Raw genomic sequence first — 23,754 nt, forward strand, 5'->3', positions numbered from 1 at the left:
AATTTATGGCCTCGATGTTCAATTTAGATAGTTTTAAATCTAATAAATCTTCCATTAGAGTGTTTAATGGTGTACTCAGATTATAGGTAACAATAAGCTGCGATTATAGGTACCCAACTCATAATGACTGTTTCCTTTTTTAAGGAAATTTCAATATAGGGGCTATCCCATTAAAATTTAAAAAGTTTTTATAGGTCATTAACGTCAGTTAAGGGCTGATTGTTGCTGCTGCTTCGTGTGAAGTAGAATTTTTATACTAAACTTCACATAAGGGTCACTCTTATACAGAAAACAGCGTTATGGATCCAGAAATTAAAAAAACTTTAATACGACTTTACTTACAAACTCTTTATGGTGAAACGTTTCAGGAGTCTTGGCTTGATAATATGGAGCGTTATGAATGGATTGGTCAATCCATTGAATATATTAATACTAATTTATTCAGCATAGATAAGCTTACACATGAGGATTCAGAATACAAAGATTTTGTTCGACTAGTAGGACAGGCGGTTGATTTCAATGATGATATTCCACCAAATATTATTGGTTACGATGGTGACGCTCTTGAGGATGAAGTTGAACTGCTCAAGTTTAAGTCGCTGACTAATTACACCAACAGAGTCACAAAATCGCCACCACTCAGTGAAGATGTGGCGCTTAGTACATTAAAAGATAATGCACTTAAAGTCTTATCCAATGTAGTAAAAACTGTTTTACCGAACGCAGATATATTATCGACACCAAAGAAACTCAAAGAAGCCATCGATTGGTTTGAGAAAAAGCATGAAGAAGAAAAAAATAGTGATGAAAAAGCGAAATTTAAGAGCATTCTGTCACTTCTAAAAAATATCGATAAAATTTCAAAGCTTGAAGTTATTGATATCCCTAATGAACAAGGAAAACCTTCTCGATTTTGCACGATGGCGGAATCTGCGGGTGGAGTCACTGAAAAAATATCGGTTACACCTCGTGAGGAGGTCACAGCCAAACTGCAAAAAATTGTGGAGAATGGCGGTAATTTTATTCTTAATACACAAGAGGGCGGAAATTTTATTAAAGGCAGCAAATTTCCTTATGATGCCTTTAAGGAATATACATCAGCTTGTGAACTAAAAACAAAAGGGATACTTAAGTTACCAAAACATGGTAAAACTATTGAGGTGCAACGCGAAGCAATTGCATTAAATATTGCCCGAATTCTTGGTTTTGAAACCACCAAGTCGACCATGGTGAATCATAACGGCAAAGCCGCACTCTATGTTCCTTTTGATAATATCCAATTAATGAAAGAATTTGCACAAGGTGAAACACAAAGAGTTATTGTACCTAGTGGAATAACAAAAATTCGAACTATTGGCGATCCTTATTTACATCACTCCACCATTACTCCAGTAGGAAATGGGTTACATTGTGACACGACACTCAATGATTTTGGTGACAAAGCAGCATTTTCCTTTCTTTGTAATGATACGGATTTTGTAGGTGCTTATAATCAAAACAAAGCCATCATTAGGGGTAAAGATCTCTATATCTTTGATCAGGTGATTATGAGTAGCGATAAAATGGATTTTGATACCCGCCTCAGTATGATTCCCACTGGGGTAAAACGCCACTCCCGTCATAATCAAGGTAGAAATCGGAGTCTTATTGAAGACTCCTCTTTTGACGCTAAATTTGATGGAGTTATTCATCTTCTGAATAATCAAGAAAGAATCAATGCAATGATGGATAACATTATCGAAACCCATGATTCAAATCTAAAAAGTACTCAACAAGAGATTAATAGTCTTAATCAAATTGAACCATTAGGCAGGAAGCAAAAGGAACGATTAACCTTCTTAACAGAACAGCAAGGTGAATTATTAAAATTAAAAAAGGATGCTGAGACCATTAAGGGCACTATAAACAATCGGTTTGACACGATGTTTAAAAATTTTCCTAGTATGAATAAAGCACCCATGACTCCTGCACTTTTTTTAAAACATAAGGATGAAATAAAACCTGCCTTGGAATTAGAAAAACTGGTTAATAATCCAGTACTATTTTCTGATGATGGTCGTCCTTATCGACATCCATGGACTACAAGAAACTCAATTCGGATTACTGCTATTGAAGAGAGTGGCGAGAATATGCGTTTAACTTTTAGTGAGTTTAAGCGTGAACGTATTATTAATATTCTTCGAAGCGCGGGTGTTAACTTAGATTTATGCAAAAAGAATGGAAATACATTAATTATTCCAAAAGAAGAATTGAAAATAATCAATGAAAACAGTATCTATCCAGAACGCGCACCTTTTATCGCGGATAGCAAGAAGAAAGATTATCTTGATATGAATAGTATAAAGCTTATGAGTGCTGGTTATTCTGGCAACAATTTTAACTTTGCTAAAAAATTAATTGGACATTATCAAGCTCACATCCTGCTTAATAAAGAAAAACCTGCACGACAAGTCGAAGTAATGTATGACACTTTGCATGCTATCAAGGGAAATCCTGGCTTTGCGAAACACCTTGAGCTTAAATTGCAACTTGATATACAACAAAAGTTACGACCAATAATATTGAAGTTGATAACTGTTGAAGAGTTGCAAGTAGGGATGAAAGGTAAACTTGCCCAAGCTTATGAAGCTGCAGTTAAATTGGATAGGCTGAATGATTTAAATCATGTATTAATGCGATTTGTGAAAAATCCAGTAAATACCAATCAAAAAGCATTAATTGAATATTTGGACAATTGTATAAAATATGGGGCTTCAGCAACAGATTATAATACAGCTAAAGTTGAAAGTTTAGCTCTGCTCAAGGAATCACATCAAGCATATGGTTCAATGCCAAAGCGTGCTCATAATCCGATGCTCAAACTTGGAGCCCCAGTGCTGAAACAAGATTGGGAAGACGTAGATGTTTTAACACTACAGGAGCAACAATTAGAGGAGCAACGAAAGGATGTTTTAAGTTTTTCTGATTCCGTAGTAAAAAGCCAAGAATCAGTAAAAAGCTTGCCTAAAAATAATGTTGTTGAGATAGAAACTAATAAAATGCCACCAGACGATGAATTAACATTTAAGGTTTGATCTATTCACTGTTGAGAAAAAATAATCGCTTGATACCAGTACAAAATAAAAGGTATGCTGAAAATGATAAAGCATTTCATTCTTGATGGAAATGCTTTTTTATGGTACATTTTGGTCAAATATTGATAATTGGTATTTTATGACAAATAATCAAACTGTTAAATTATTATTGCTAAAAACGCAGTTAGAAAATTTTGTTGAAGACCCAAATGATTTGAGTCGTGAAGATATCCTATCTAGTTTAAACACATTTAAACTCACTGAGTTAAGTGAGTTTTGTCACCAACATCCAACGATTCGCAAAATACTAGCTTTATCCGAGTTTGACGCATTTTGGAAAGCGCAACGTGAGGCCATTCGCATAAAAGATCTTCCTCAATTTCGTTTTAGAAACTCACCACGATTAAGTGATATGAATATCACCCTAGGTTATCTGAATTATTACTTATCATTAAAATATCCCGAAAATAAAAGTCATTATTTACAGCGTGCAATTTTTTTTCATTCGTATCATGCTTTCAATGCTTATGCACATGACTGTTTTATGAAAATGTCCTCCAAAGAGGAAGGGGCGTTTTTTGATTTGCTCAGTTTGTTACCCTCTTTTGAAAAAGAAGCTGTGTGGTTGGGCACTCCTGCATATCTAATTACAGCCAACTTATATTTTAAAGCCGCTCTTCATTTAGTCAAAAAGGATAAAGCACTAGAAGCTTCAGCAGCTTTCCAATTCGTCATTAAATATTTATGTCTTGCCACTCGAATTGAGTCAGAATCCAAAGATGACATACATAATGCTTATTTTTCACAAGGATTAGCGCAAAGTAACCCATTTAAACTATCTACTATTAAGGAAATGCTTCAAGCTTGCATTCAAAGTGCTGGAAAATATTTGGATCAAAATACAATTGATATTGCAATGAGTTCTGCTAAGTTAACGCCTATATCTTCTAAAGAAGAGTCACACAATGTAAATGAAACTATTTCAATTATCCAACAGGCAATTTTAAAAGATGCCCCTGAATTAATCCAACTAGCTTTGAGCTCAGAAGACAATGTAGGAAAGAGTACACCGTTAAATGACTCACATCTCCTTTTTGCTGTACGACATGGTAAAATTAATAGCGTTCGTTATTTACTATCCGTAGGCTTGAAGCCACAAGCCATGGATGAAGATCAAAACACTTCTTTACATCTTGCGGCGATAACAAAAAATCGAGGTATTTATCACTTATTACAAATTGCTTCTTCAGAACTCATTAAAGTGAAAAACGCATTTCAAATGACTCCAATTGATATCCTCAGTGAAACAAATCAATTATCATTTTTTTCAACTCAAGAACAACCTCAATCAAAATTAGAAACTGCTATTTTAACCGGAGCAATGGACGATTTAGACAATTGTTTGCAACTCGGGGGATCACCTGATGTGATTTTATCCTCAGGTATTTCGCCACTGTCTCATATGCTGAAAGAGTTAAATATTAAAGGGATTCAATTACTACAAAATTCCGGCGCTTCTTTGGAGTTGGAAGATGCCAAGGGAGAAACGCCTATTTTTCATCTCCTCAAAAAAGACTGTTCTTCTGAGGAAAGAAAAAATCGTCATATCTATTTTCAGCATCTACAGAATCTTGGTATTAACGTTAATCACCAAAATAATGAAGGTGAAACATTGCTAATCCAAGCAGTTCGTCGAGATGATTATCATAGTGTTTTGTTTTTATTAGAGCAGCCAGAAATTAATACCAACATAACTGACATATATGGTCTAAGTGCTATGGATTATGCAAAAAAAGCCTTAGATTCGAAAATTGCGCATTATTTTGATTTGATAGGGCTTAATAAAGACTCCGAAGTAGTCCAAGAGAATATATTATCATCTAAATTGATGAATAAGGAACTACGATTTTTCAAAATACCCGGAGCTGCTCCTGGTACTATAGATGTAGAGAAATATCCAAGTCTAAGATGATTTTATTGAGAGTACGAAGAGTGTGTATTTTCGATACTCAGTTACAAATGGGGATTTCAAAACAAAAAAACTATTTGGGTCATTTTTTTGTCTCGGAGCAAGATGTGCACAAGATTCAGTTTCTTGCAACCAGATATCGGCTTGTTTTTTATAATCCGTGCTGTAAAATGTATTTATTTTTATCTTAGTGATCATATGAATGCCTATTAACTCTGAAAACATAGAAAAGGATGAAACTTTGAAAGAAGTATCAGGAGCAATCGATTTATCTTTAGCCACTGATGGATCAAAAAAACGGTCTCCGCAAAGTTTACAAGATATAGTGGTTGCCGCAATAGCTCAAGATCCTTATTTAAGTTTAGAGGTGCTTCAAAACGAGAGCTTTGAAGCACCTCATATTACCGATGTCCTAAGAAAAACTACGCCTTTTATCCAGCTATTACCTACTGAGTTAAAGTGTAAACTCATTATGTTCCTTCCTGTACAAGATTGGGAATCGTTATGGAAGGTGAGTCACGAGTGGCGACAAGTAGTGATGACTACGGCAAAAATTTTTCTTGATCAAGTTGAACATGATAAATTACCCGTCATTCAGGTTGACGTTAACGATTTTGATGTAATTCTAAAAAATTTATTGGATACCGTAAGTTATTATGCTCAATATACTCAGAGGCGATCCCATCAAGTTCAAGATATAAGAAAACTTCAACAGGAAGCGAGTGCTTTTACACAACCTTTAGCAAAATTAATTCACTGTAAAATAAAGGTAGAAGAGATTCAAAGAACTATAGATAGTGAATATAATTATACCCATTTTTTTAGACCAAGAAACAGTCAATTGTACCAAATTCTTAATTCGTTCCTCAGTGAAAGCCAAAATTTAATTGAGAGCTCACCTTTGGTCAAAAAGATAAAATTCTGTGCAGATCTTTATCCTCAGCATGCAACCGTTAAACGACTTTCAGAAGCTCTGTTAGAAATTAAAGGCCAAAAAAACAGAGTAGAGGAAAAGCCCAAGATGGAGGGGGGCGAAGAGAAACCGGTTTTTTCCTTTTTACTAATGAACTAATGATATAAGGAAACATATTATTTCTCATTTATTGACAAAGTAACTAGGTTTTATGCAATAAATTGAATTCCTAATTGCAAACAACTGAATTTCTACACCTCGCTGAAATGCCAATCCAGCTTTATTCTAAGGTCTTCGATTTCTCTTCAGGATGCATTAGATCTGTCCTAAAATCACCGAACCCCATGAGCAAGTCACGGGGCAAAAATGTATGAAGAGGGAGTTGCAAGTAACAAGGCTATGAATAGGTCTATGCAATGATTGAAATTAACCAATATCACTCATAGTTGATACTGCATGATAGCCAGCATCAACATGAACTATTTCACCGGTAATTCCTGATGCTAAGTTAGAACACAAAAATGCAGCGGTGTTTCCGACTTCTTCAATAGTTACGTTTCTTTGCAGTGGAGTAATTTGGGCATAAGCATTTTGGATTTTACGAAAGTCTTTAATACCCGCAGCCGCAAGAGTTTTAATCGGTCCTGCTGAGATAGCATTAACTCGAACTCCTTTACGACCCAGGCTTGCCGCCAAGTAGCGTACGGAGGCTTCTAAACTCGCTTTCGCAACTCCCATTACATTATAATTAGGTACTGCTTTCTCGGCACCATAATAAGATAGGGTTAAAAGAGAACCTTGAGTTTCTTCCATCATGGGCAGCGCTGATTTTGCAAGGCCAATAAGGCTGTATGCGCTGATATCATGGGCAATTCTAAATCCTTCTCGTGTGCAAGACTCAACAAAGTCACCACTAATTTGATCCGCAGGAGCATAAGCAACAGAGTGAATTAGAATATCGAGTTGATTCCAATGCTTACGTAAATTGGAGAACAAGGCTTCGATTTCTGCATCATGGGCTACATCACAAGGAAATGTGAGCGTGGAATTGAATTCAGCTGCCATGCTTTCTACACGATCTTGTAATCGTTCATTTTGATAGGTAAATGCTAACTCAGCTCCTTGCTCATGAAACGCTTTGGCAATACCATATGCAATTGAGCGATTACTTGCTAAACCAATAATGAGTGCTTTTTTACCCGCTAAAAATCCCACCATTTTCTCCCATAATTCTAATTAGTATGTGATGCTAATAATTCACGCATTTTAGCTTGAATCATTTCAATAGCAATTCTATTTTCTCCGCCACGAGGAACAATGATATCTGCATAGCGGCTTGAAGGTTCAATAAATTGCAAATACATAGGACGTACGGTTGTTTCATATTGATGCACAACAGATTCAAAGGTTCGATGTCGTTCAACAACATCTCTTTTTAAACGTCGAGTCAAACATACATCTAGAGGAGTAGACATAAAAATTCGAATATCCATTATGTCACGCAACTCTTTATCACTGAAGAGTAAAATTCCCTCAAGAACAATGATGGCGTGTTGGCCAATAGTTCTCGTTTCAGGTAAGCGCAGATGTTGAGAATGAGAATAAATGGGAATTTCGACTGATTTACCTTGTCTTAGCTGACGCAAATGTTCACAAAGTAAAGCATGATCAAATGAATCTGGATGATCGTAGTTTATTTTTTCCCTTTCAACAAAAGGCAAATGACCATGATCCTTGTAATAAGCGTCTTCAGAGATAACTACTACTTGCTCTGAACCTAACTCACTAACAATAGTATTCGCTAAAAGACTTTTACCTGATGCAGACGGACCCGAAATCCCAATAATTATTGCTTGTTTGTTCATGATGATATCGCTAAAAATTTCGTGCAAATAGTATAGGTTTTTTAGGCCAAATTCAATCTTTAATTAGCGCTCTCTCCTTGTTTCGAGATAACGTCATAAAAGGCAATTTTATGCCTTTTATGACGAACTTACATTAATTAAAAGCATGCGCTACTTCTGGCAAAGGTTGTCCGACTGCTGCAGATGGATATTTTATCATCAGTAATGCTGATAAAGTTGGGGCGATATCTGTTGTGTAGGTTGGCCGAAAAATGCGTTGTGGTTTAAAGGACGGATGTGCAAATAATAAAGGCACATAACTATCGTATTGCCAAGGGCTTCCATGGGCAACTCGATCTTTACTTTTTAAACCGTAAGATTGATTAGGTGGTTGAATAATATATATATCTCCAGATCGATAGGGATAGTACATTTTATTTACTTTAGCACTGAGCCAATCTTTTTCAATGTGTGCAACAGGTAATGAATATGCTTTAAATACTCCAGGTTGTAGGGTTAAGGCTTGTGCTAGAAAACGTTTGATATCATTTGGTTTGAGTTTGCTTTGGGTAATTAGTTTGTTGTTGAGATAAATAAAAGGGGGGGAGATAGACATGAGTACTTGTTCTGGGAGTTTATATTGTTTCTTTAATGCACTGTGGATGTATTGTTCCATTTCTGGAATATTAATTGGGTTAATTTCTGCAAAATGATGCGCTTTAAGATAGGTTGGTCCATCATTTACGCCATGATCAGCAGTCAGTACAATGAGTGTATTGTTTAAGCCAACTTGTTTGTCGATGGCTGCAAAAAGATGGGCTAGCGTTTTATCCAACACCAGTAAATTATCTTCTGCTTCCAGGCTGTTAGGGCCAAATTGATGGCCAATTGCATCGACTGCGGAGAAACTAATCGCAAGGTAATCTGTTTTATTAGGAGATTTGCCCAATTGTTCTTCGATTAAGAGATGCTCTGCAAAATCAGCGGTTAATTGATCGGCTTTAGGGGTTCTTGATAAGGACTTAAAGTATTCTGGAGTTGGGGCTTGAGTTATATGATGTGGAAAAGTTTGTCCAAAAAGCTCATCTTCATGATGAAATACTGGAGAATTTGTATTGCGATATTCTGATTTAGGTTGACTCAAATTCCAATCAAAATCTTGAGCATGATAGTTTTTATTCCAATTTTTGACCCATTTAGGGTATTGGGTGTAGTAATAGTCACTGGTAACAAAACCGCCATTGGTTGTATCAAACCAAAATGCTTTACCGGCATGGCCTGCTAGGGTAATTGCTGAACGGTCCTTTAATGAGACTCCAAAAGCACGTCCTTTTTGAGACAGTATGATTTCATCACTCAACGTAGATGTATATAAATTTTTAGGTGAGCGGCCAGGTACAGCAATATGGGTATAGGGGGTACGCAGGATATTTGCTTTTAAATCTTCCATACAATAGACCATTTGTTGCGTTTTTCGGTCATACCATTCATTATTAATGATGCCATGCAATGCAGGGAAACTTCCTGTGGCAACTGTCGCATGTCCAGCACATGTCGTGGTGTTGGCATGTGGGTGGTGAGTATTATGATAATCAAGAGCATGACTTAGTAAGTAATTAAATCCATCATTACCAAATTGTTGTTGATGTTGGTAAATTAAATCACCACGTAATTGATCAATAACTAATTGTAAGATCAATTTTGGTTGATTTGTTTGAGCATAAGTCGAGATACAACCCAAAATAAAAAAAATCGCACAGATGTAATTTTGCATAAATAATCCTAGCAAGGGATAAAAGATTTCAACGAGTGGATAGGGTAATCAAAAGTGATTAAAAAACAAGATATCATGAATTTTTTTCTAGGGGGATCCAATTTGGCAGCCTGGACTTCAAAGTATTTTGGGTCTCCTCATTTTAATCATAAATCTAGGGTGATTACCTATTGATTTTTAAAGATTAAAAATTAATTAAGCAGTAAAAAGAAAATGCATGACTGTATTTATGAATTGGTTTACACTTCGGTCGTTGGAGTAAATTTTACTAATTCCCGGTTCATGGAGTTTAAGGAGAGCAGAAATGGGTTTTCAGTATGTAGAGCATAAGTTATTGGAAAAATATATAAAGGAAAGTATAACAACCGAACTAAAGCATCATAAGATTTATGACAAAGATTTAAAAAACGCATTAAGAACCCTTTATAAAACTCATCCGGAAAGAGCCACACAGTGTAAGTATCTTCTTGCTGTTATGGGCGGACTTAATCGATCAGAAATAGAAAATAAAACCTGTATTCTTAATGCAGCTGCATTTTATATCTGGAATCAAATAGATGAAAGTTATCAAGGAGTTGTTACTCCAGTTTTTCTGCGCCCAACGAATAGTAATTTATATAATTCATTAACAACATCACTCAGTCTTACTAAAGAAAATATGCCAGATTCAAAAGATTTACAGAGTATGTATGGTGCACTAAGTAAATTTATGCGTGCACATGTATATTTAGATTCTAATAATCCCAGAAATGGTTATTTAGAAGAGCGTCTGCAAATTTTTTCAAAAAAAAGAATTAGAGGATATGAAGTTGAAAAAGTACTTTCTGATTTGATAGAAAAAATAAATGCATTAGAGTTAGAGCAGGTGAAACTTGCTAAAGAGGATCAGTTAGTCAAGGAGCCTGATAAAAAAACTGCGACACAGACTTTTGGTTTATTTGCAGAGAAGGTTAGCACTGCTATAGCTGCTTCCAGCAAAGATCCTGAAGAGCAACTAACGCATACATGTAGTCATTAAGTAATGTATCGATTCATTCATACCTAAAATTTTCAGACATGAATGTCGGAGCTTGGAATTGGTGTTAGAGACACTAATTCCAAAGAATTACATTGTTTTCTTGAGCAAGGCTGATTAGAAATTGTGTATTTGTTCTATAGGATAGCCAAATAAAGCCCATTCCATTATTCCTCCATCAACGGAGTAGACTTCTTGGTATCCTAAATCTATCAAAGATTGAGCTGCGTATAAAGATCTTACTCCCGCTTTACAGTGTAAATAAATCGCTTGATTTTTATTAGAAATTTTAGACTCAATAGAGGCCGTAATACGATCTTTGGGTATATGAATTGCACCTGGTATATGAAATTCTTCCCATTCCGTTAATTCTCGCACATCAATTAAACAAAGATCAGGACAGCTTTTCATTTTATTTTTAAGTTCATGTACATTTATTGTTTTAATATTGGGGTTTATCATAACGAATTTCTCTTACTGGTCTTGTTAATGTGGAGTGGTGTAATAACCAATAAATTGCTGCTATAAATACACCACCTATTAAAGTTGCAAATGCCCAAGTAGCTGCAGAAACAAGAACTGGTCGTTGTCCCAGTTGATTCATATTTCCAGCATCATGAGCCACAGCACCAGCAAAAATTAAATGTAAAATACCATTAATTAATGTCATGATATAAAGGAAAGTTTGTATTTGTGCAGCAAATTGTTGGGCTAGTTCATTAATCATAAACAGAGGTTCCTTTGATTTGTTTGTGAATTTAATTTACATAACTGCTATATAATAATAACAGAAAATTAATAAAATCTTTTATTTCTATGCTAACCTCGGTAACATCGTTGGAAAAAATAATAAGAGAGAAAGTATGAATGCACATGAAATTCCTGTTCCTCATTTGACTACTGCACACTCCGGACCTTTGTTTCATGTGGAAAAAATTGTTTTAAATCAAATTGCTACTATTGAGACTTGGTTTAGACACCAATGGAAGAAGACTCCTCCTCCATTAACCTCGTCTGTTGATTTACGGCATGCAGGTTTTAAAATAGCCCCTGTGGATACCAATTTATTTCCAGCAGGATTTAATAATTTAAATCTCGAGTTTCTTCCCCTGTGTATTCAGGCAGCTCAGTCTGTATTAATCGACTATGTTCCTGATTGTACTAAAATTTTATTGATTCCAGAAAGTCATACTCGGAATAAATTTTATTTGCAAAGTCTTAATGTATTAAAAACAATTTTTACAAAAGCTGGTTTTATTGTACGCATCGGTAGTTTAGATCCAGAGATAATCGAGCCTACAGAAGTTGCTCTCGAAAATGGTGAAATGTTACTGTTGGAACCGATACAGCGTCAGGATGATCGTGTAGGCTTAATTGATTTTAATCCTTGTTTTCTCTTGTTAAATAATGACTTATCTCAAGGTGTTCCCGAAGTTCTACAAGGCATACAACAAAAAATAAGGCCCACAGCGCAGTTAGGATGGTTTTCAAGATTAAAATCCAAACACTTTAATTTTTATGATGAAGTGGCTAATGAGTTTTCCGAGTTAGTGGGCATGGATTCCTGGCTAATTAATCCTTATTTTAGAGCTATAGAAGGTATTGATTTTATGGCACAAGAAGGCATTGATAAATTAGCCATTGAAGTAGAGGAAATTTTAACTTTAATGAAAGATAAATATGCGACTTATGGCATCAAAGAAAATCCATTTGTTGCCATTAAGGCTGATAATGGCACGTATGGAATGAGTGTTATGATGGTACATGATGCTGATGAAGTTCGTTTACTCAATAGAAAACAGCGTACCCGGATGTCAGCGAGTAAGGGTGGTCGTAAAGTAGACAGAGTCATTGTTCAAGAGGGTGTATATACGTTTGAAACTATGCTAAATGGTTCTGTTGCTGAGCCAGTAGTTTATATGATTGGTCAGTTTGTAGTTGGTGGATTTTATAGGGTTCATAAAGAACGTGGTATTGATGAAAATCTGAATGCGCCTGGAATGCATTTTGAACCTTTGGCTTTTGCTCAAGCCTGCAATATGCCTTGTGATGATTTGACTGAAGTGGATTATCCAAATCGGTTTTATGTTTATGGTGTTATTGCACGTTTAGCAGCGCTTGCTGCGGCAAAGGAAATTGCGGCAATTGGGGGGGAATAATGCAACTAGGAATATTACTCGATCCGATAGACCAATTAAAACCTTATAAGGACACTACCCTTGCTCTACTCAAAAGAGCACAAAAGCTAGGGTGGTCTTGTGTTGTTTTTACTCAAGAAGATTTATTCTGTAAAGAAGGACGTGCTTTTGCACAAGTTTATGAGTTAAGTATTGGTGATTTGTATAGTAAAGATTGGGCTAAAATAACAAATCTTGGGGAAAAGCCTTTAGGTACATTTGATATTATTTTGATGCGTAAAGATCCTCCTTTTAATACAGAATATATTTACACCACCTATTTTTTGGAGCTTGCAGAACGTGAAGGCGTTTTAGTAGCAAATAATCCACAAGCTTTACGTGATGCCAATGAAAAATTTTTTACTTTGAATTTCCCACAATGCTGTCCTACAACACTTGTCTCTAGGAATATAAAACGATTGAAAGCATTTTGGGAGGAGCATAAGCAGGTAATTTTTAAACCCTTGGAAGGAATGGGTGGAAATTCTGTATTTCATGTTGAAGAACAAGGGAAAAATTTGGCAGTGATTTTGGAAGTATTAACTAAAAATCAGACGCAAACGATCATCGCCCAACGCTATGTTCATGAAATAAAAACGGCAGGAGACAAACGTATTTTGTTAATTAATGGTCAACCTGTTCCTTATGCTTTGGCCCGTATTCCTGCGGAAGGAGATTTACGAGGTAATTTGGCAGCAGGAGCTCAAGGAGAGGTAGTACCTATCACCACTAGAGATAGATGGCTTTGTGAACAAATTGCGCCTACGCTTAAGACAAAAGGTTTATATTTTGTGGGTATCGATGTGATAGGAGATTATTTAACTGAAATTAATGTTACAAGCCCGACCTGCTTACGTGAAATAGAAGCCGAAACCAATTTAGATATTGCTGGCGATTTTCTAAGTTGTCTTGAGACAATTTGTCGTAGTAGATAAATTCATTGTAGCGGTTTAGCGGAACTTGTTTACGGTTATGTCTATTTCGTCTTTGCAATCTGGAATGTTCCCAGATTGAAGAGATGAACTGGATTGCTTCATTTTGTTCGCAAATGACGACTGATTTTTATCCTGACACTCAAAGAATGGCACACTCTGTACACGTTTACTTTTACTGTTTGGCGAGTTATTTTAGCCCTTCGCTTCTTACTGAATTTTCTATACATCTCTAAAAATTCAGCCTAGCTATTCTCTGACGTTATGCGGCTTATCTGCAGAATCCAGGAACACTGCGTAAAATACTAAACCCCGCGGACAAGCCGCAGGTTGTAGTTAGAGATGTGATTAAGAGACAGCTCCTTTTACAGAGGGTGGTGATCTTTGGATAACTTATTCATCTACATAATCACCGCCAACATCTGCTTCAGCATTTTGTTCTGCTTTTTTATCTGAAGAATAAAGAGCGCCACTATCAGGCTCAACGCCAGTAATAAGATGGTTTCTATATTGTAAATATGCATCACGCATAAATGCGTACTTATCAAAAGCCTCATCCATTATACGATCCGTATCAAATAATTGAGAACGTAAATCAATATAACGAAGTGCTAACAAGCTGTAGACGACTGTATCATCATTTATATAAACATAAGGGCTGTATAATGCAAATTGGAAAAGCCATCCAGCCCCATCTCGAAGTGTGCTTGGGCCTAAGAAAGGTATAACAAGATAAGGAGAATTTTTATCTCCCCATTTAGCTAGTGTCAGACCCAAATCATTTGAGTGAGGAGGTAAACCAAAGGTTTTCGCTACATCAAATAAACCACCTACCCCTAAAGAAGAGTTGATGATAAAACGCCATGAGTCGCGAATTGCCCATTTTCCTTGTGCTTGTAAGAGGTCATTTCCTACTGTAGGAATAAGATCCAGATTATTGTAAAAATTATTAATACTCTTACGAACAGGAGCAGGAAGTACAGCCCTGTATACTTTTGCTGGCGGCTTTAAAAGTAAATTATCAAGGGCAGTATTAAATTTGTATACCTTGCGGTTAAAGGGTTCAAAGGGATCTGCGGGGTTAGTTCCTTTACAAACGCAACCAGATAAAATGAGACTACTTGTAACACTGATAACTAATGAGATGAATCGCATGATTTTTTTTATTATTTATTTTATTGGAGATGTTACACGAGTTTACTGTTCTTGCAAACCATCCAGTTTATGATTGATTTCCAGTTAATCCATTTGTTTCCCTAAGATCTATTTTTAATGCACGCTAAAATTTTAGTAAAAAGGTTACAGGACCGTCATTACATAAATGAACTTGCATGTTGGCGCCAAAACATCCACTTTGGATCTTGGGAAAGACCTGTGCAGCACGAGTGAGCAAATTATCAAATAATCGTCGCCCAAGTTCTGGTGGTGCTGCATTTGAAAAGCTGGGACGCAAGCCTTTTTGTGTGTCTGCCATTAAAGTAAATTGTGGTACTAGTAATAAATCACCATTGACTTCTTTAAGGCTTAAATTCATTTTGCCTTGCCCATCATCAAAAATACGGTAATTGATACATTTATCTAACATTTTATTAATATTATGTTCTGTATCATTAGGTTCAAAACCACAGAGTATCAGTAATCCTTGATCGATGTTGGCTACAGTTTCATCTGCAATATCTACTCGGGCATGAGATACCCTTTGAATTACAACTAACATGCATCGAGTCCCTGTTTGGAGATTTCTTTACTTGCATAAATTAAAGCATCAATGATTCCAGACTCCCTATCTGAGTGCCCTGCATCACGAACTACTCTTAAATTAGAGGCGGGGATCGCTTGATGCAATTCAAAAGCTCCGGCTAAAGGAGAAATTAAATCAAAGCGTCCATGAACAATGTATGTTGGAATATGTCTTATTTTATGGACGTTAGCTAATACCTGATTTTCTTCAATGAAAAAGTGATTTTTCATGTAATGAGATTCTAAGGTTGCAAGAGTTAAAGCAAAATGAGGATCACTAAATTGGTCAATAACATACAAATGAGGTTGTAAACTGCTGCATCGGGCTTCCCATAATGCCCAAGATTTTGCAGCACTCATGCGAGCCAATTCGTTTGTTCCTTGTAAACAATTGGCATAGTACTCTGGAATTTCATTCAGCATGTTTTCTGGAACACTACTTATAAATTCTTGCCAGTAATCGGGATAAAATAAATTGGTACCTTGTTTATAAAACCAATCACAATCCTTTTGTCTTCCTAGGAAAATTTGATGCAGTTGTAATGCCCTAATTTGCTGAGGAAATTTTTGTGCATAAAGCAATGCAAGTAATGAGCCCCAACCCCCACCAGATAATACAAATTCAGACAATCCCAAAAAATCTCTAATGGCATCGATGTCATCAAGTAAAAAGTGAGTTGTATTTTCACGAAGTTCTATATGAGGTGTAGAACGTCCGCATCCACGTTGATCAAAAAATATGATTCGGTACTGTTGAGGATCAAAAAAACGCCTTAGATACCCATCTCCTGAAGAAGCTCCTGGGCCTGGATGAAGTACTATGACAGGAAGCCCGTTTGGATTTCCTGTTTCTTCAATATAAAGTGTATGCAGCTCACTGACTTTTAATTCATGTTGTGCGTAAGGCTTTATTGATGGATAGAGTGAATGCATATTAGTCCTTTTGGGAAATTTGCTATATTGCCTTATTTTGCGCTGGGAGTCGCTTGAAAGCAACAGTAAATTTTACGGAATGCATCGGCTCATGAGTTTAAGTAAGTCAACGATTGCTTACCCCTTTGCTTTTAAGAAGTGCGGCAATCTTTTGGTAATCATTTTTTTGTGCATAATACAGCGGACTATGATGATTGGAGTCCTTCTGATCCACTAAAAAATGACCTACATTTTCGATTATCCAACGAACTATGGATTCGTTATTTTCTTGCACGGCAAGATGCAAAATAGAATACCCTTGGTAATCAGTGAGTTTTGGGTTAGCTCCATTTTTTATTAATATCTCAAGTGCTTCTTGATTACCAGCATAGGCAGCCCAGAGTAAAGGGGTTCTTGCCTGAGTATCTTTGTTGTTGATATATGTAGCCCCCATAATGCAACAGGATTGTACTATTTTTGCAGTGCCATAGCGTGCCGCATAATGTATGGGAAGTCCTCCTTGTTCATCAGCTAATAAGGACATACCTTCAATGGATAGCAGTAAATCAATAGTTTTTTGTTGGTGGTTTAAAATTGCCGTGTGAATGGGATAAAGAGATGCATGATTTTTTACAAAAAAGAGTTTGGGATTCGTTTCTACTAATTCAGTAACGAGGCAACTAAAATCATGTGTTGCTAAAAGATGTAACAGAGTGTTACCTGCTTTATCTTGTATGGTTAATGCTTCAGGAGTAAAAGGGAGGAGTTCGCGAGCAATTTGTTCTTTGCGCTTTAATAATTCTTCATCATGAACTATGGGAACAAATAAAGCACTGTGAAGCGGCAATTGCATTTGTGTATTCGCTTTATGAACATTTGCTCCTTGAGCTAAAAGTGCTTTGACAGTAAACAGATGTCCTTGAATAGCTGCTTTGTGTAAAGGTGTCATGCCATAAATATCTTCTTCATTGATAAGATGTTCTAAACGTTCTTTTTGTGCTGTAAAAAACCGATCATAGCCTTGTTGAGCTGCATAATGAATGGCATTAGAATTATCATAAGGTACTGTTTTTTTCTGAAGATCATTTGGAAGGTGTGCCATGAAGTTATCAAGATAATGTTCTGCAAGAGTTAGATATTTACTGTATTTTTCATTGAAACTGCCATGAAAGTGTATATCTTGGGAGATGTGTTCATGACACCATGCTTGAAGAGAACTAAGATTTGACTCGTGTTCATAGATGGAAGGTAAATTAAGCTCACGACATAGTGTCTTAAAGCGGGTCATTATAATTTCTCCTTACTCATTTGAGTAATCATTTAAAATGAACTAAATTGTGCGATTAGTGCATTTTGTTCTTGTTCATTAGATTTTATATTTTCTAATCTACTTTTAAAATCTTTATAGTGATTAGTCGCTTGATTATTCGAGCAATTTTCCAGGATTTCTTTATTTTTAACAGGGGCATTAAGGCCTTGGTTAATACGATGGTCCTTATTTTGCATATTCGCTGACAACATTGTGTGTAGTCTAAGATTTAGAATAAGATCCTCTACCAGATATTTTTCATTTGGATCCTTTAAAATAAATGCTAAATTGTTTTTTAATCGTCCAAAATCAGGTGGTATTTTTCCTGCTTTTTTCATTAAATTTTCTTGTTGCTCAAAGATTTTTTCTAAATCTGCGGTTGTCTCATCAAACTCAGAGTCAATCTCATATAATGTATCCATATTCTTATCTATAAGTCCATTTATGATATCGTCGAGTTCTTTTTTTAATATCGCTGTAAAATTGGAGCTGGCTCCAACTTCTTGTTGTTCTATCCCTATTTTCCCTCGTTCTTCAATAGGGACATCGCACATTGCTTGTTTAATAGTATCGATATTAACGTTAAAACCATCCGTATTTTTATGCAGATCTTGAATAATTTCCTTGATAATACTTACTGTTTTCTGGTGTATTAAAATAGCTTTTAAATCGTTTTCTAACTGCATAAGAGTACCCAGATTATTACGTATGGATGACTCTTTTTCTTTGATGAATTTTTTCATACTTTCATCTTTATCTTCAAACCCTGTGAGTTGAATTTGATTTATAAGTTGTCTATTTTCTTCTTTAGATAGTTCAAGTCGATGATGCTGAATGTGAAACATCTCCGCTAATTCATCTTTTAATTGCATCAGGTTTTCAGGGTTATTTGTATTTTCAAATATACAATTTTGTGCACCATATTTGAATTCTTCGGTTGTGGCATCGTTTATGCTCATCTCAAGAATATTAGATAAAATCGTTTGCAGTTCATTTTTAAAAGCGATTATGGCCATAATATCTTCTAACTTCTGATACTTTAAGATATTTGTTAATTCATCTTTTAATTTCTCAACGATTTCAAGATCATTACTCGTTTTTATCAATTGTTGATTTCGGTTTTTGAATTCGCCTATTATATCAATACCTGTTTTTCCATTAATTTTAATTTGACTTTTAGATAAGATTTTTTGCGCTTCTTTCTCCAGCCCAGTTAAGCTTAATTTATTTTCACCTTGTTTTTTTTCTTGCATCAAATTGTCTAATCGATTGGCTGCGTCATATAACGAAATTCTATTTTTAGGATCATATTTAACCAAGTCTTGAATTAATGCCATTAATTTTTTGCCTTCATGGCTTTGAAAAATGGGATAATGAAAATTGAATTGAAAAGCATCATTAATGCCATGCAATTCATCTAATGTGCATTGTGTTAAGTATTGATAAAGATTTTTTCCAAGCATAAACGCATGCATTTTTTCAGCTGAAATGGGAGCCCCTAACTCTAACCGTGTTTTAAATTCAGGGGGATTTAAACATTGAGTTGTAACAAAAGATCCTCCTGTAGTTTTATTAATGGTGTCTGAATCGATGCTGCCATCTTTTTTATAAGGAAAAAAAGACTTAGTATCGGAAATTTTTAATTTGTTTTTTTCAACCATCCAATTAGTATTCTTCTTATCTGGAAAAGCGCAACCGTGCTGGCTCATCTCCATTACAATATGTAGCATTTGCGTATATAGATGATGGGCGGCTTTGATACGATTCAAATCATCGGATCCATGGTTTTTGCTATGAGTAAGTAAATTACCATCAGAACAAAAATCTGTAACTACAAGGTTTAAACCTGATTTGCTTTGCCGTTCAGCACATTCAGGTGTTAACACCTCTTTAAGTGCATTCTGCCTCAGATAATGCACAGGATATTTAGGCATGCCAAGACGATTCTCAATTTTAAGAACATAGGGTGAGCTACCATCATTTGGAGTAATTTTAAAATTTTTTGAATTATTCCCGCCTAAATATGAAATGCTATTCTTATTTAAGAACTGATTAAATTCTGCATTACCCAATGGCGCATATAACTGTTCTAACTTATTTCTATCAAATGCAGCACCCTGAGCTAATATATCCATTAATTGATTGACTTTTTCTTGTTCCATATTGGTTGGAATTTCAGCGAATGTATTTGGAATTGGAGGAGTTTGATCAAGAATGCCATATAAACTGGTAATACCATATATTGCAAATTCAGTTTTTATTTTTGAATACAGATTTTCATGTATTTCTGTCGAAAACTCGGGACATTTGCCCACATGATAATTACTGTATTTACTTTCAATAACTTGTTTATAGCGAAGAATTTTTTTCAGGTTTTCAATGCTGTCTTTATCTGAAGTCGTATTATTATACTCTTTAATTAATCCATTGATTTTGTCTATATCCTGGTTAACCTGGGTAATAAAATTTATTAGCTTTGGATCAGCATTATTGATGTAATTCAATGGATGTAAGTTAGGCATAGTGTTTAACCTATGAATTTAAAGCCTTTGATTACATTTAATCTTATTGATTTTAATTTGTACAATTAATTGTATTGATATATCATAGAATTTTTTTAAATATCTTATATTTTTCAAATGGTTATTAGAGTTATCGGTAACCTATTAAAAAGCCACAGCCTACGTTCTGCAGTTGGAATCTGAAGACAAACCGCAGGACGGGGAGTCGGTGCGTAAAAAAGTCCTAATGTTCTGTGGTCTTGAATGTTTCTTAGTCACAAGATTTAAAATCTGAAAATCAGCTTTGAGCAACCAGATAGGGCGTCGAGTATAATTATAATAATATCTTTGTGTTTTCTTTTTCTTGCGGGAAAAAGAATCTATTAATAGAATACACCATCGATTATTTCCTGGAATTAATTATGACTCTTGCTGCAATTCTTAGCGAGTTGAATGAGCGACAACATGAGGCGGTTACTGCCCCGCTTGGTAATACATTGGTTCTGGCCGGTGCCGGAAGTGGTAAGACCAAAGTTCTGGTAAGTCGCATCGCCTGGTTGATTGCAGAACAGGGTATTTCTCCCCATGGTATTTTGGCAGTAACGTTTACCAACAAAGCAGCCGGTGAAATGAGGGCACGGTTAAACAATATGTTAAATACACCTATAATGGGGCTATGGGTCGGAACATTTCACGGATTATGCCATCGCTTGCTTCGTCGTCATTACAGAGAAGCGCATTTACCTGAATTATTTCATATTCTTGATACAGAAGATCAAGCGCGTATGATTAAACGAGTCATTGCTTCATTAAATCTTGATCCTGAACAATGGCCAGTAAAACAAGCCCAGTCTTTTATTAATGGGCAGAAAGATGAAGGGATACGACCACAACATGTACATACTTTATCCTATGGGCCAGGTAAAACATTACTTAATATTTATAGAGTATATGAACAAGCTTGCCAGACTGCAGGAGTGATTGATTTTGCGGAATTGTTATTGAGAACACATGAGCTATTACGTGATAATCCAGAAATTCTTCATCATTATCGCCAACGTTTTCAAGCGATTTTAGTGGATGAGTTTCAGGATACTAATACAATTCAATATGCATGGATACGACTTCTTGCTGGTGAGCATACTGCTGTTTTGGCAGTTGGTGATGATGATCAATCCATTTATGGTTGGCGTGGAGCTAAGGTTGAGAATATTCAACAATTCGCCCGAGATTTTACAAATACACTAACTATTCGCTTAGAACAAAATTATCGTTCTACTGCGACCATACTTGATGCAGCAAATGCATTAATTACCAATAATCACTCCCGAATGGGAAAAGATTTGTGGACTGAGGGTGCAACTGGAGAAAAAATTCTTGTTTACAGTGCGTTTAATGAGCTGGATGAAGCACGTTTTGTCTGTGAACGCATTATGATGGAAATTAATCAAGGTATCAGTGCGGATGAAATTGCTATTTTATATCGTTCAAATGCGCAATCCAGGGTTTTAGAAGAAGCGCTTTTACGTGCGAGAATTGCGTATCGTATTTATGGCGGGTTACGATTCTTTGATCGTGCAGAAGTAAAGGATGCTTTAGCGTATTTACGTTTATTGGTTAATCCAGATGATGATACGGCTTTCGAGCGTGTTGTTAATTTTCCAACTCGCGGCATAGGTGAAAAAACGCTTGATGATTTGCGTTATTATGCAAAATCAGAACAATGTTCTTTATGGTATGCGGCTAAAACTTTATTAGAATCAGGTGGAATGGCACAACGTGCTGGTTCTGCATTAGCAAAATTTATTGAATTAATCGAGCAATTGCAACAAAACACTGTAGAAATGGAACTGGATGAGCAGCTTTCCACGGTAATTCAGTTGAGTGGGTTGTATGCACATTTCAGTAAAATCAAGGGAGATAAATCGGAGTCTCGCCTCGATAACTTACAAGAGTTGATTAATGCTGCGAAACAATTTCGTTATGAACAAGAGGAAGATGAAGCAATTCCTTTAGTGAATGCATTTTTAGCACATGCATCATTAGAAGCAGGAGAAATGCAAGCAGGTGAACATGAACGTTACGTACACTTGATGACTTTACATGCTGCTAAAGGTCTTGAATTCCCCATGGTATTTTTGGTGGGTATGGAGGAGGGTGTTTTTCCAGGAAAACAGTCTTTGGAGGAACCTGGTCGTTTAGAAGAAGAACGCCGATTATGCTATGTAGGTATGACTCGAGCTATGCGTAAGCTGATTTTGTCTTATGCTGAAGTAAGGCGTCAGTATGGGCGAGAAGAATATCATCGGCCTTCACGATTTTTAAGAGAATTGCCACAGGAGCTATTTGAGGAGATTCGTGTAAAAGCGAGTTTTCAATCGCCTGCTATTTCTCGAAGTAAACCTTCAGTTGCGCCACAAACATCAGGGTTATCTCTTGGGCAAAATGTGACTCATGCAAAATTTGGTCAGGGAGTAGTATTAGCAGTTGAGGGGAGTGGTGCGCATACGCGTGTCCAAGTGAAATTTAGGGAGCATGGCGTAAAATGGCTTGTTTTAGCCTATGCCAATTTGGCTGTTGCAACATAGCTTGGATGAAGGTAATTTATCTGCTTGGTTTTATGAATGTGCCTAAAATCTGGATTTTGTCTTTGTCTGAATCACAGTAAAATAAGTACAATGACATCCTAACTATTGAATTTTCTTCAAGTGGATGCTAGGGTGCCGTTTGTAAAGGATTTTGGTATTATGTTAACTATTAAATAAGGGGAACTGCGTGAAATTTAAAAGTTTATTAACAGTAGGAGCACTGACAGTGTCTATGGCATCATCTGCAATAGCAGCAGATACTAATCTTGTGACTCCTATGTCTGATGCACAAAAAAAAGAAATTGAAAAAGTAGTGCATGACTATTTAGTAGCTAATCCAGAAGTACTATTGGAAGTTTCGCAAGCATTGCAACAAAAGCAACAACAAAACATGCAGCAACAAGCTCAATCTGCAATTAAAGATAATACGGATCAATTATTCCAAGGTAAAACTACCGTAGTGGGTAATCCTAAAGGTAATGTGACTATAGTAGAATTTTTTGATTATCAATGCATTCATTGCAAAAAAATGTCACCAGTTATAGACAGTTTGCTCAAGAAAGACAGTGACTTGCGTGTTGTTTATAAAGAATTCCCTATTTTTGGTAAGAGCTCCGAGCTTGCTTCTAGGGCTGCTTTAGCTGCTGGTATGCAGGGTAAATATCAAGCAATGCATAATGCGCTGATTTCTATCGATAAGCGTTTGAATGACCAGATCGTGATGACAACTGCTAAGTCTTTAGGTTTGGATATGAAGAAGTTAAAAGCTGATATGCAAAGCAAAGAAGTTACCGCGATTTTAGATGCTAATCGTGAATTAGCAGAAAAACTACACTTGATGGGTACTCCAGCATTTATTATTGCTTCAACTCCAGATGGACAGTTTAAAGCAGGATCTGAACCTTCATTTATACCTGGTGCTGCGAGCGAAGAATCTTTACAAGAGTTAATTAAGAAAGCAGCCGGTAATTCATAAAATCGTTTCTATGTAACCGGGTGCAGCGAA

The 23,754-nt window shown here is 35.9% G+C and carries 18 protein-coding genes; 8 read left to right on the top strand and 10 right to left on the bottom strand.

The features are described from left to right. The first annotated feature begins 299 nt into the window (after positions 1 to 299). The 3 genes from Lsan_RS15270 to Lsan_RS15285 all read left to right on the top strand — a co-directional run bounded on the left by Lsan_RS15270 (position 300) and on the right by Lsan_RS15285 (position 6,115). The gene (locus tag Lsan_RS15270) at positions 300 to 3,074 is read left to right on the top strand and encodes a hypothetical protein (protein ID WP_058515000.1); all 2,775 of its coding nucleotides are present in this window, start codon (positions 300 to 302) and stop codon (positions 3,072 to 3,074) included. 139 nt (positions 3,075 to 3,213) lie between these two features. Continuing rightward, positions 3,214 to 5,046, top strand: a complete 1,833-nt coding sequence (locus tag Lsan_RS15275; protein WP_237762155.1) for a DUF5630 domain-containing protein — start codon at positions 3,214 to 3,216, stop codon at positions 5,044 to 5,046. 199 nt (positions 5,047 to 5,245) lie between these two features. Continuing rightward, on the top strand, positions 5,246 to 6,115 hold the full coding sequence (locus Lsan_RS15285) for an F-box protein (protein ID WP_058515002.1): 870 nt from the start codon (positions 5,246 to 5,248) through the stop codon (positions 6,113 to 6,115). A gap of 267 nt (positions 6,116 to 6,382) precedes the next feature. Here Lsan_RS15285 and Lsan_RS15290 read toward each other — a convergent pair whose 3' ends face one another. From Lsan_RS15290 to Lsan_RS15300, 3 genes are all read right to left on the bottom strand, one after another. Next, positions 6,383 to 7,174, bottom strand: coding sequence for an enoyl-ACP reductase FabI (locus tag Lsan_RS15290; RefSeq protein ID WP_133134253.1), 792 nt, complete (start codon positions 7,172 to 7,174; stop codon positions 6,383 to 6,385). Positions 7,175 to 7,188: 14 nt separating this feature from the next. Continuing rightward, complete coding sequence (gene udk, locus Lsan_RS15295) at positions 7,189 to 7,821, bottom strand: uridine kinase (protein WP_058515003.1); 633 nt, start codon at positions 7,819 to 7,821, stop codon at positions 7,189 to 7,191. 133 nt (positions 7,822 to 7,954) lie between these two features. Then, positions 7,955 to 9,574 carry an alkaline phosphatase family protein gene (locus Lsan_RS15300; RefSeq protein ID WP_058515004.1) on the bottom strand — a complete coding sequence of 540 codons (1,620 nt, stop codon included), beginning with the start codon at positions 9,572 to 9,574 and terminating at the stop codon, positions 7,955 to 7,957. A gap of 304 nt (positions 9,575 to 9,878) precedes the next feature. Between Lsan_RS15300 and Lsan_RS15305 the strand changes: the two genes are divergently transcribed. Further along, positions 9,879 to 10,592 (top strand): hypothetical protein, encoded by a 714-nt coding sequence (locus tag Lsan_RS15305; protein ID WP_058515005.1) that lies wholly within the window; start codon positions 9,879 to 9,881, stop codon positions 10,590 to 10,592. 114 nt (positions 10,593 to 10,706) lie between these two features. On the opposite strand, the gene Lsan_RS15310 is transcribed toward Lsan_RS15305, so the two are convergent. After that, positions 10,707 to 11,051 (bottom strand): rhodanese-like domain-containing protein, encoded by a 345-nt coding sequence (locus Lsan_RS15310; protein WP_058515006.1) that lies wholly within the window; start codon positions 11,049 to 11,051, stop codon positions 10,707 to 10,709. Next, entirely contained in the window at positions 11,032 to 11,316 is a 285-nt protein-coding gene (locus Lsan_RS15315; RefSeq protein ID WP_058515007.1) for a hypothetical protein, read from the bottom strand. The genes Lsan_RS15310 and Lsan_RS15315 overlap by 20 nt, the downstream gene beginning before the upstream one ends. Before the next feature lie 136 nt (positions 11,317 to 11,452). On the opposite strand from Lsan_RS15315, the gene gshA reads away from it, so the two are divergent. Together gshA and gshB are read left to right on the top strand one after the other, a co-directional pair. Next, entirely contained in the window at positions 11,453 to 12,748 is a 1,296-nt protein-coding gene (gshA, locus tag Lsan_RS15320; RefSeq protein WP_058515008.1) for a glutamate--cysteine ligase, read from the top strand. Then, positions 12,748 to 13,701: a glutathione synthase gene (gshB, locus tag Lsan_RS15325; protein WP_058515009.1), complete on the top strand. Its 954-nt coding sequence runs from the start codon at positions 12,748 to 12,750 to the stop codon at positions 13,699 to 13,701. The genes gshA and gshB overlap by 1 nt, the downstream gene beginning before the upstream one ends. Before the next feature lie 390 nt (positions 13,702 to 14,091). On the opposite strand, the gene Lsan_RS15330 is transcribed toward gshB, so the two are convergent. The 5 genes from Lsan_RS15330 to Lsan_RS15350 all read right to left on the bottom strand — a co-directional run bounded on the left by Lsan_RS15330 (position 14,092) and on the right by Lsan_RS15350 (position 20,181). Next, positions 14,092 to 14,853: an MlaA family lipoprotein gene (locus Lsan_RS15330; protein WP_058515010.1), complete on the bottom strand. Its 762-nt coding sequence runs from the start codon at positions 14,851 to 14,853 to the stop codon at positions 14,092 to 14,094. A 124-nt stretch (positions 14,854 to 14,977) separates the two neighbouring features. After that, entirely contained in the window at positions 14,978 to 15,415 is a 438-nt protein-coding gene (gene dtd, locus Lsan_RS15335; RefSeq protein WP_058515011.1) for a D-aminoacyl-tRNA deacylase, read from the bottom strand. After that, positions 15,409 to 16,371, bottom strand: a complete 963-nt coding sequence (gene pip / locus Lsan_RS15340; RefSeq protein ID WP_058515012.1) for a prolyl aminopeptidase — start codon at positions 16,369 to 16,371, stop codon at positions 15,409 to 15,411. Before pip ends, dtd begins: the two co-directional genes overlap by 7 nt. Positions 16,372 to 16,477: 106 nt before the next feature. Further along, a complete protein-coding gene (locus tag Lsan_RS15345; protein ID WP_058515013.1) occupies positions 16,478 to 17,638 on the bottom strand; it encodes an ankyrin repeat domain-containing protein in 1,161 nt (386 codons plus the stop codon). A 32-nt stretch (positions 17,639 to 17,670) separates the two neighbouring features. Continuing rightward, entirely contained in the window at positions 17,671 to 20,181 is a 2,511-nt protein-coding gene (locus Lsan_RS15350; protein ID WP_058515014.1) for a hypothetical protein, read from the bottom strand. Positions 20,182 to 20,582: 401 nt separating this feature from the next. On the opposite strand from Lsan_RS15350, the gene uvrD reads away from it, so the two are divergent. After that, positions 20,583 to 22,748 carry a DNA helicase II gene (gene uvrD / locus Lsan_RS15355; RefSeq protein ID WP_058515015.1) on the top strand — a complete coding sequence of 722 codons (2,166 nt, stop codon included), beginning with the start codon at positions 20,583 to 20,585 and terminating at the stop codon, positions 22,746 to 22,748. A gap of 187 nt (positions 22,749 to 22,935) precedes the next feature. Next, positions 22,936 to 23,724: a DsbA family protein gene (locus Lsan_RS15360; RefSeq protein ID WP_058515016.1), complete on the top strand. Its 789-nt coding sequence runs from the start codon at positions 22,936 to 22,938 to the stop codon at positions 23,722 to 23,724. Positions 23,725 to 23,754 lie beyond the last annotated feature (30 nt).

It is taken from the genome of Legionella santicrucis (assembly GCF_001468135.1).
In the GTDB taxonomy this organism is placed as follows: Bacteria; Pseudomonadota; Gammaproteobacteria; order Legionellales; family Legionellaceae; genus Legionella; species Legionella santicrucis.

Coding starts and splice junctions, on each gene's coding strand:
- Lsan_RS15275 (WP_237762155.1), top strand. CDS start 3,214: ATGACAAATAATCAAACTGTTAAATTATTATTGCTAAAAACGCAGTTA.
- gshB (WP_058515009.1), top strand. CDS start 12,748: ATGCAACTAGGAATATTACTCGATCCGATAGACCAATTAAAACCTTAT.
- Lsan_RS15270 (WP_058515000.1), top strand. CDS start 300: ATGGATCCAGAAATTAAAAAAACTTTAATACGACTTTACTTACAAACT.
- pip (WP_058515012.1), bottom strand. CDS start 16,371: ATGCATTCACTCTATCCATCAATAAAGCCTTACGCACAACATGAATTA.
- uvrD (WP_058515015.1), top strand. CDS start 20,583: ATGACTCTTGCTGCAATTCTTAGCGAGTTGAATGAGCGACAACATGAG.
- dtd (WP_058515011.1), bottom strand. CDS start 15,415: ATGTTAGTTGTAATTCAAAGGGTATCTCATGCCCGAGTAGATATTGCA.
- Lsan_RS15290 (WP_133134253.1), bottom strand. CDS start 7,174: ATGGTGGGATTTTTAGCGGGTAAAAAAGCACTCATTATTGGTTTAGCA.
- Lsan_RS15300 (WP_058515004.1), bottom strand. CDS start 9,574: ATGCAAAATTACATCTGTGCGATTTTTTTTATTTTGGGTTGTATCTCG.
- Lsan_RS15350 (WP_058515014.1), bottom strand. CDS start 20,181: ATGCCTAACTTACATCCATTGAATTACATCAATAATGCTGATCCAAAG.
- udk (WP_058515003.1), bottom strand. CDS start 7,821: ATGAACAAACAAGCAATAATTATTGGGATTTCGGGTCCGTCTGCATCA.
- Lsan_RS15330 (WP_058515010.1), bottom strand. CDS start 14,853: ATGCGATTCATCTCATTAGTTATCAGTGTTACAAGTAGTCTCATTTTA.
- Lsan_RS15310 (WP_058515006.1), bottom strand. CDS start 11,051: ATGATAAACCCCAATATTAAAACAATAAATGTACATGAACTTAAAAAT.
- Lsan_RS15315 (WP_058515007.1), bottom strand. CDS start 11,316: ATGATTAATGAACTAGCCCAACAATTTGCTGCACAAATACAAACTTTC.
- gshA (WP_058515008.1), top strand. CDS start 11,453: ATGAATGCACATGAAATTCCTGTTCCTCATTTGACTACTGCACACTCC.
- Lsan_RS15345 (WP_058515013.1), bottom strand. CDS start 17,638: ATGACCCGCTTTAAGACACTATGTCGTGAGCTTAATTTACCTTCCATC.
- Lsan_RS15285 (WP_058515002.1), top strand. CDS start 5,246: ATGCCTATTAACTCTGAAAACATAGAAAAGGATGAAACTTTGAAAGAA.
- Lsan_RS15305 (WP_058515005.1), top strand. CDS start 9,879: ATGGGTTTTCAGTATGTAGAGCATAAGTTATTGGAAAAATATATAAAG.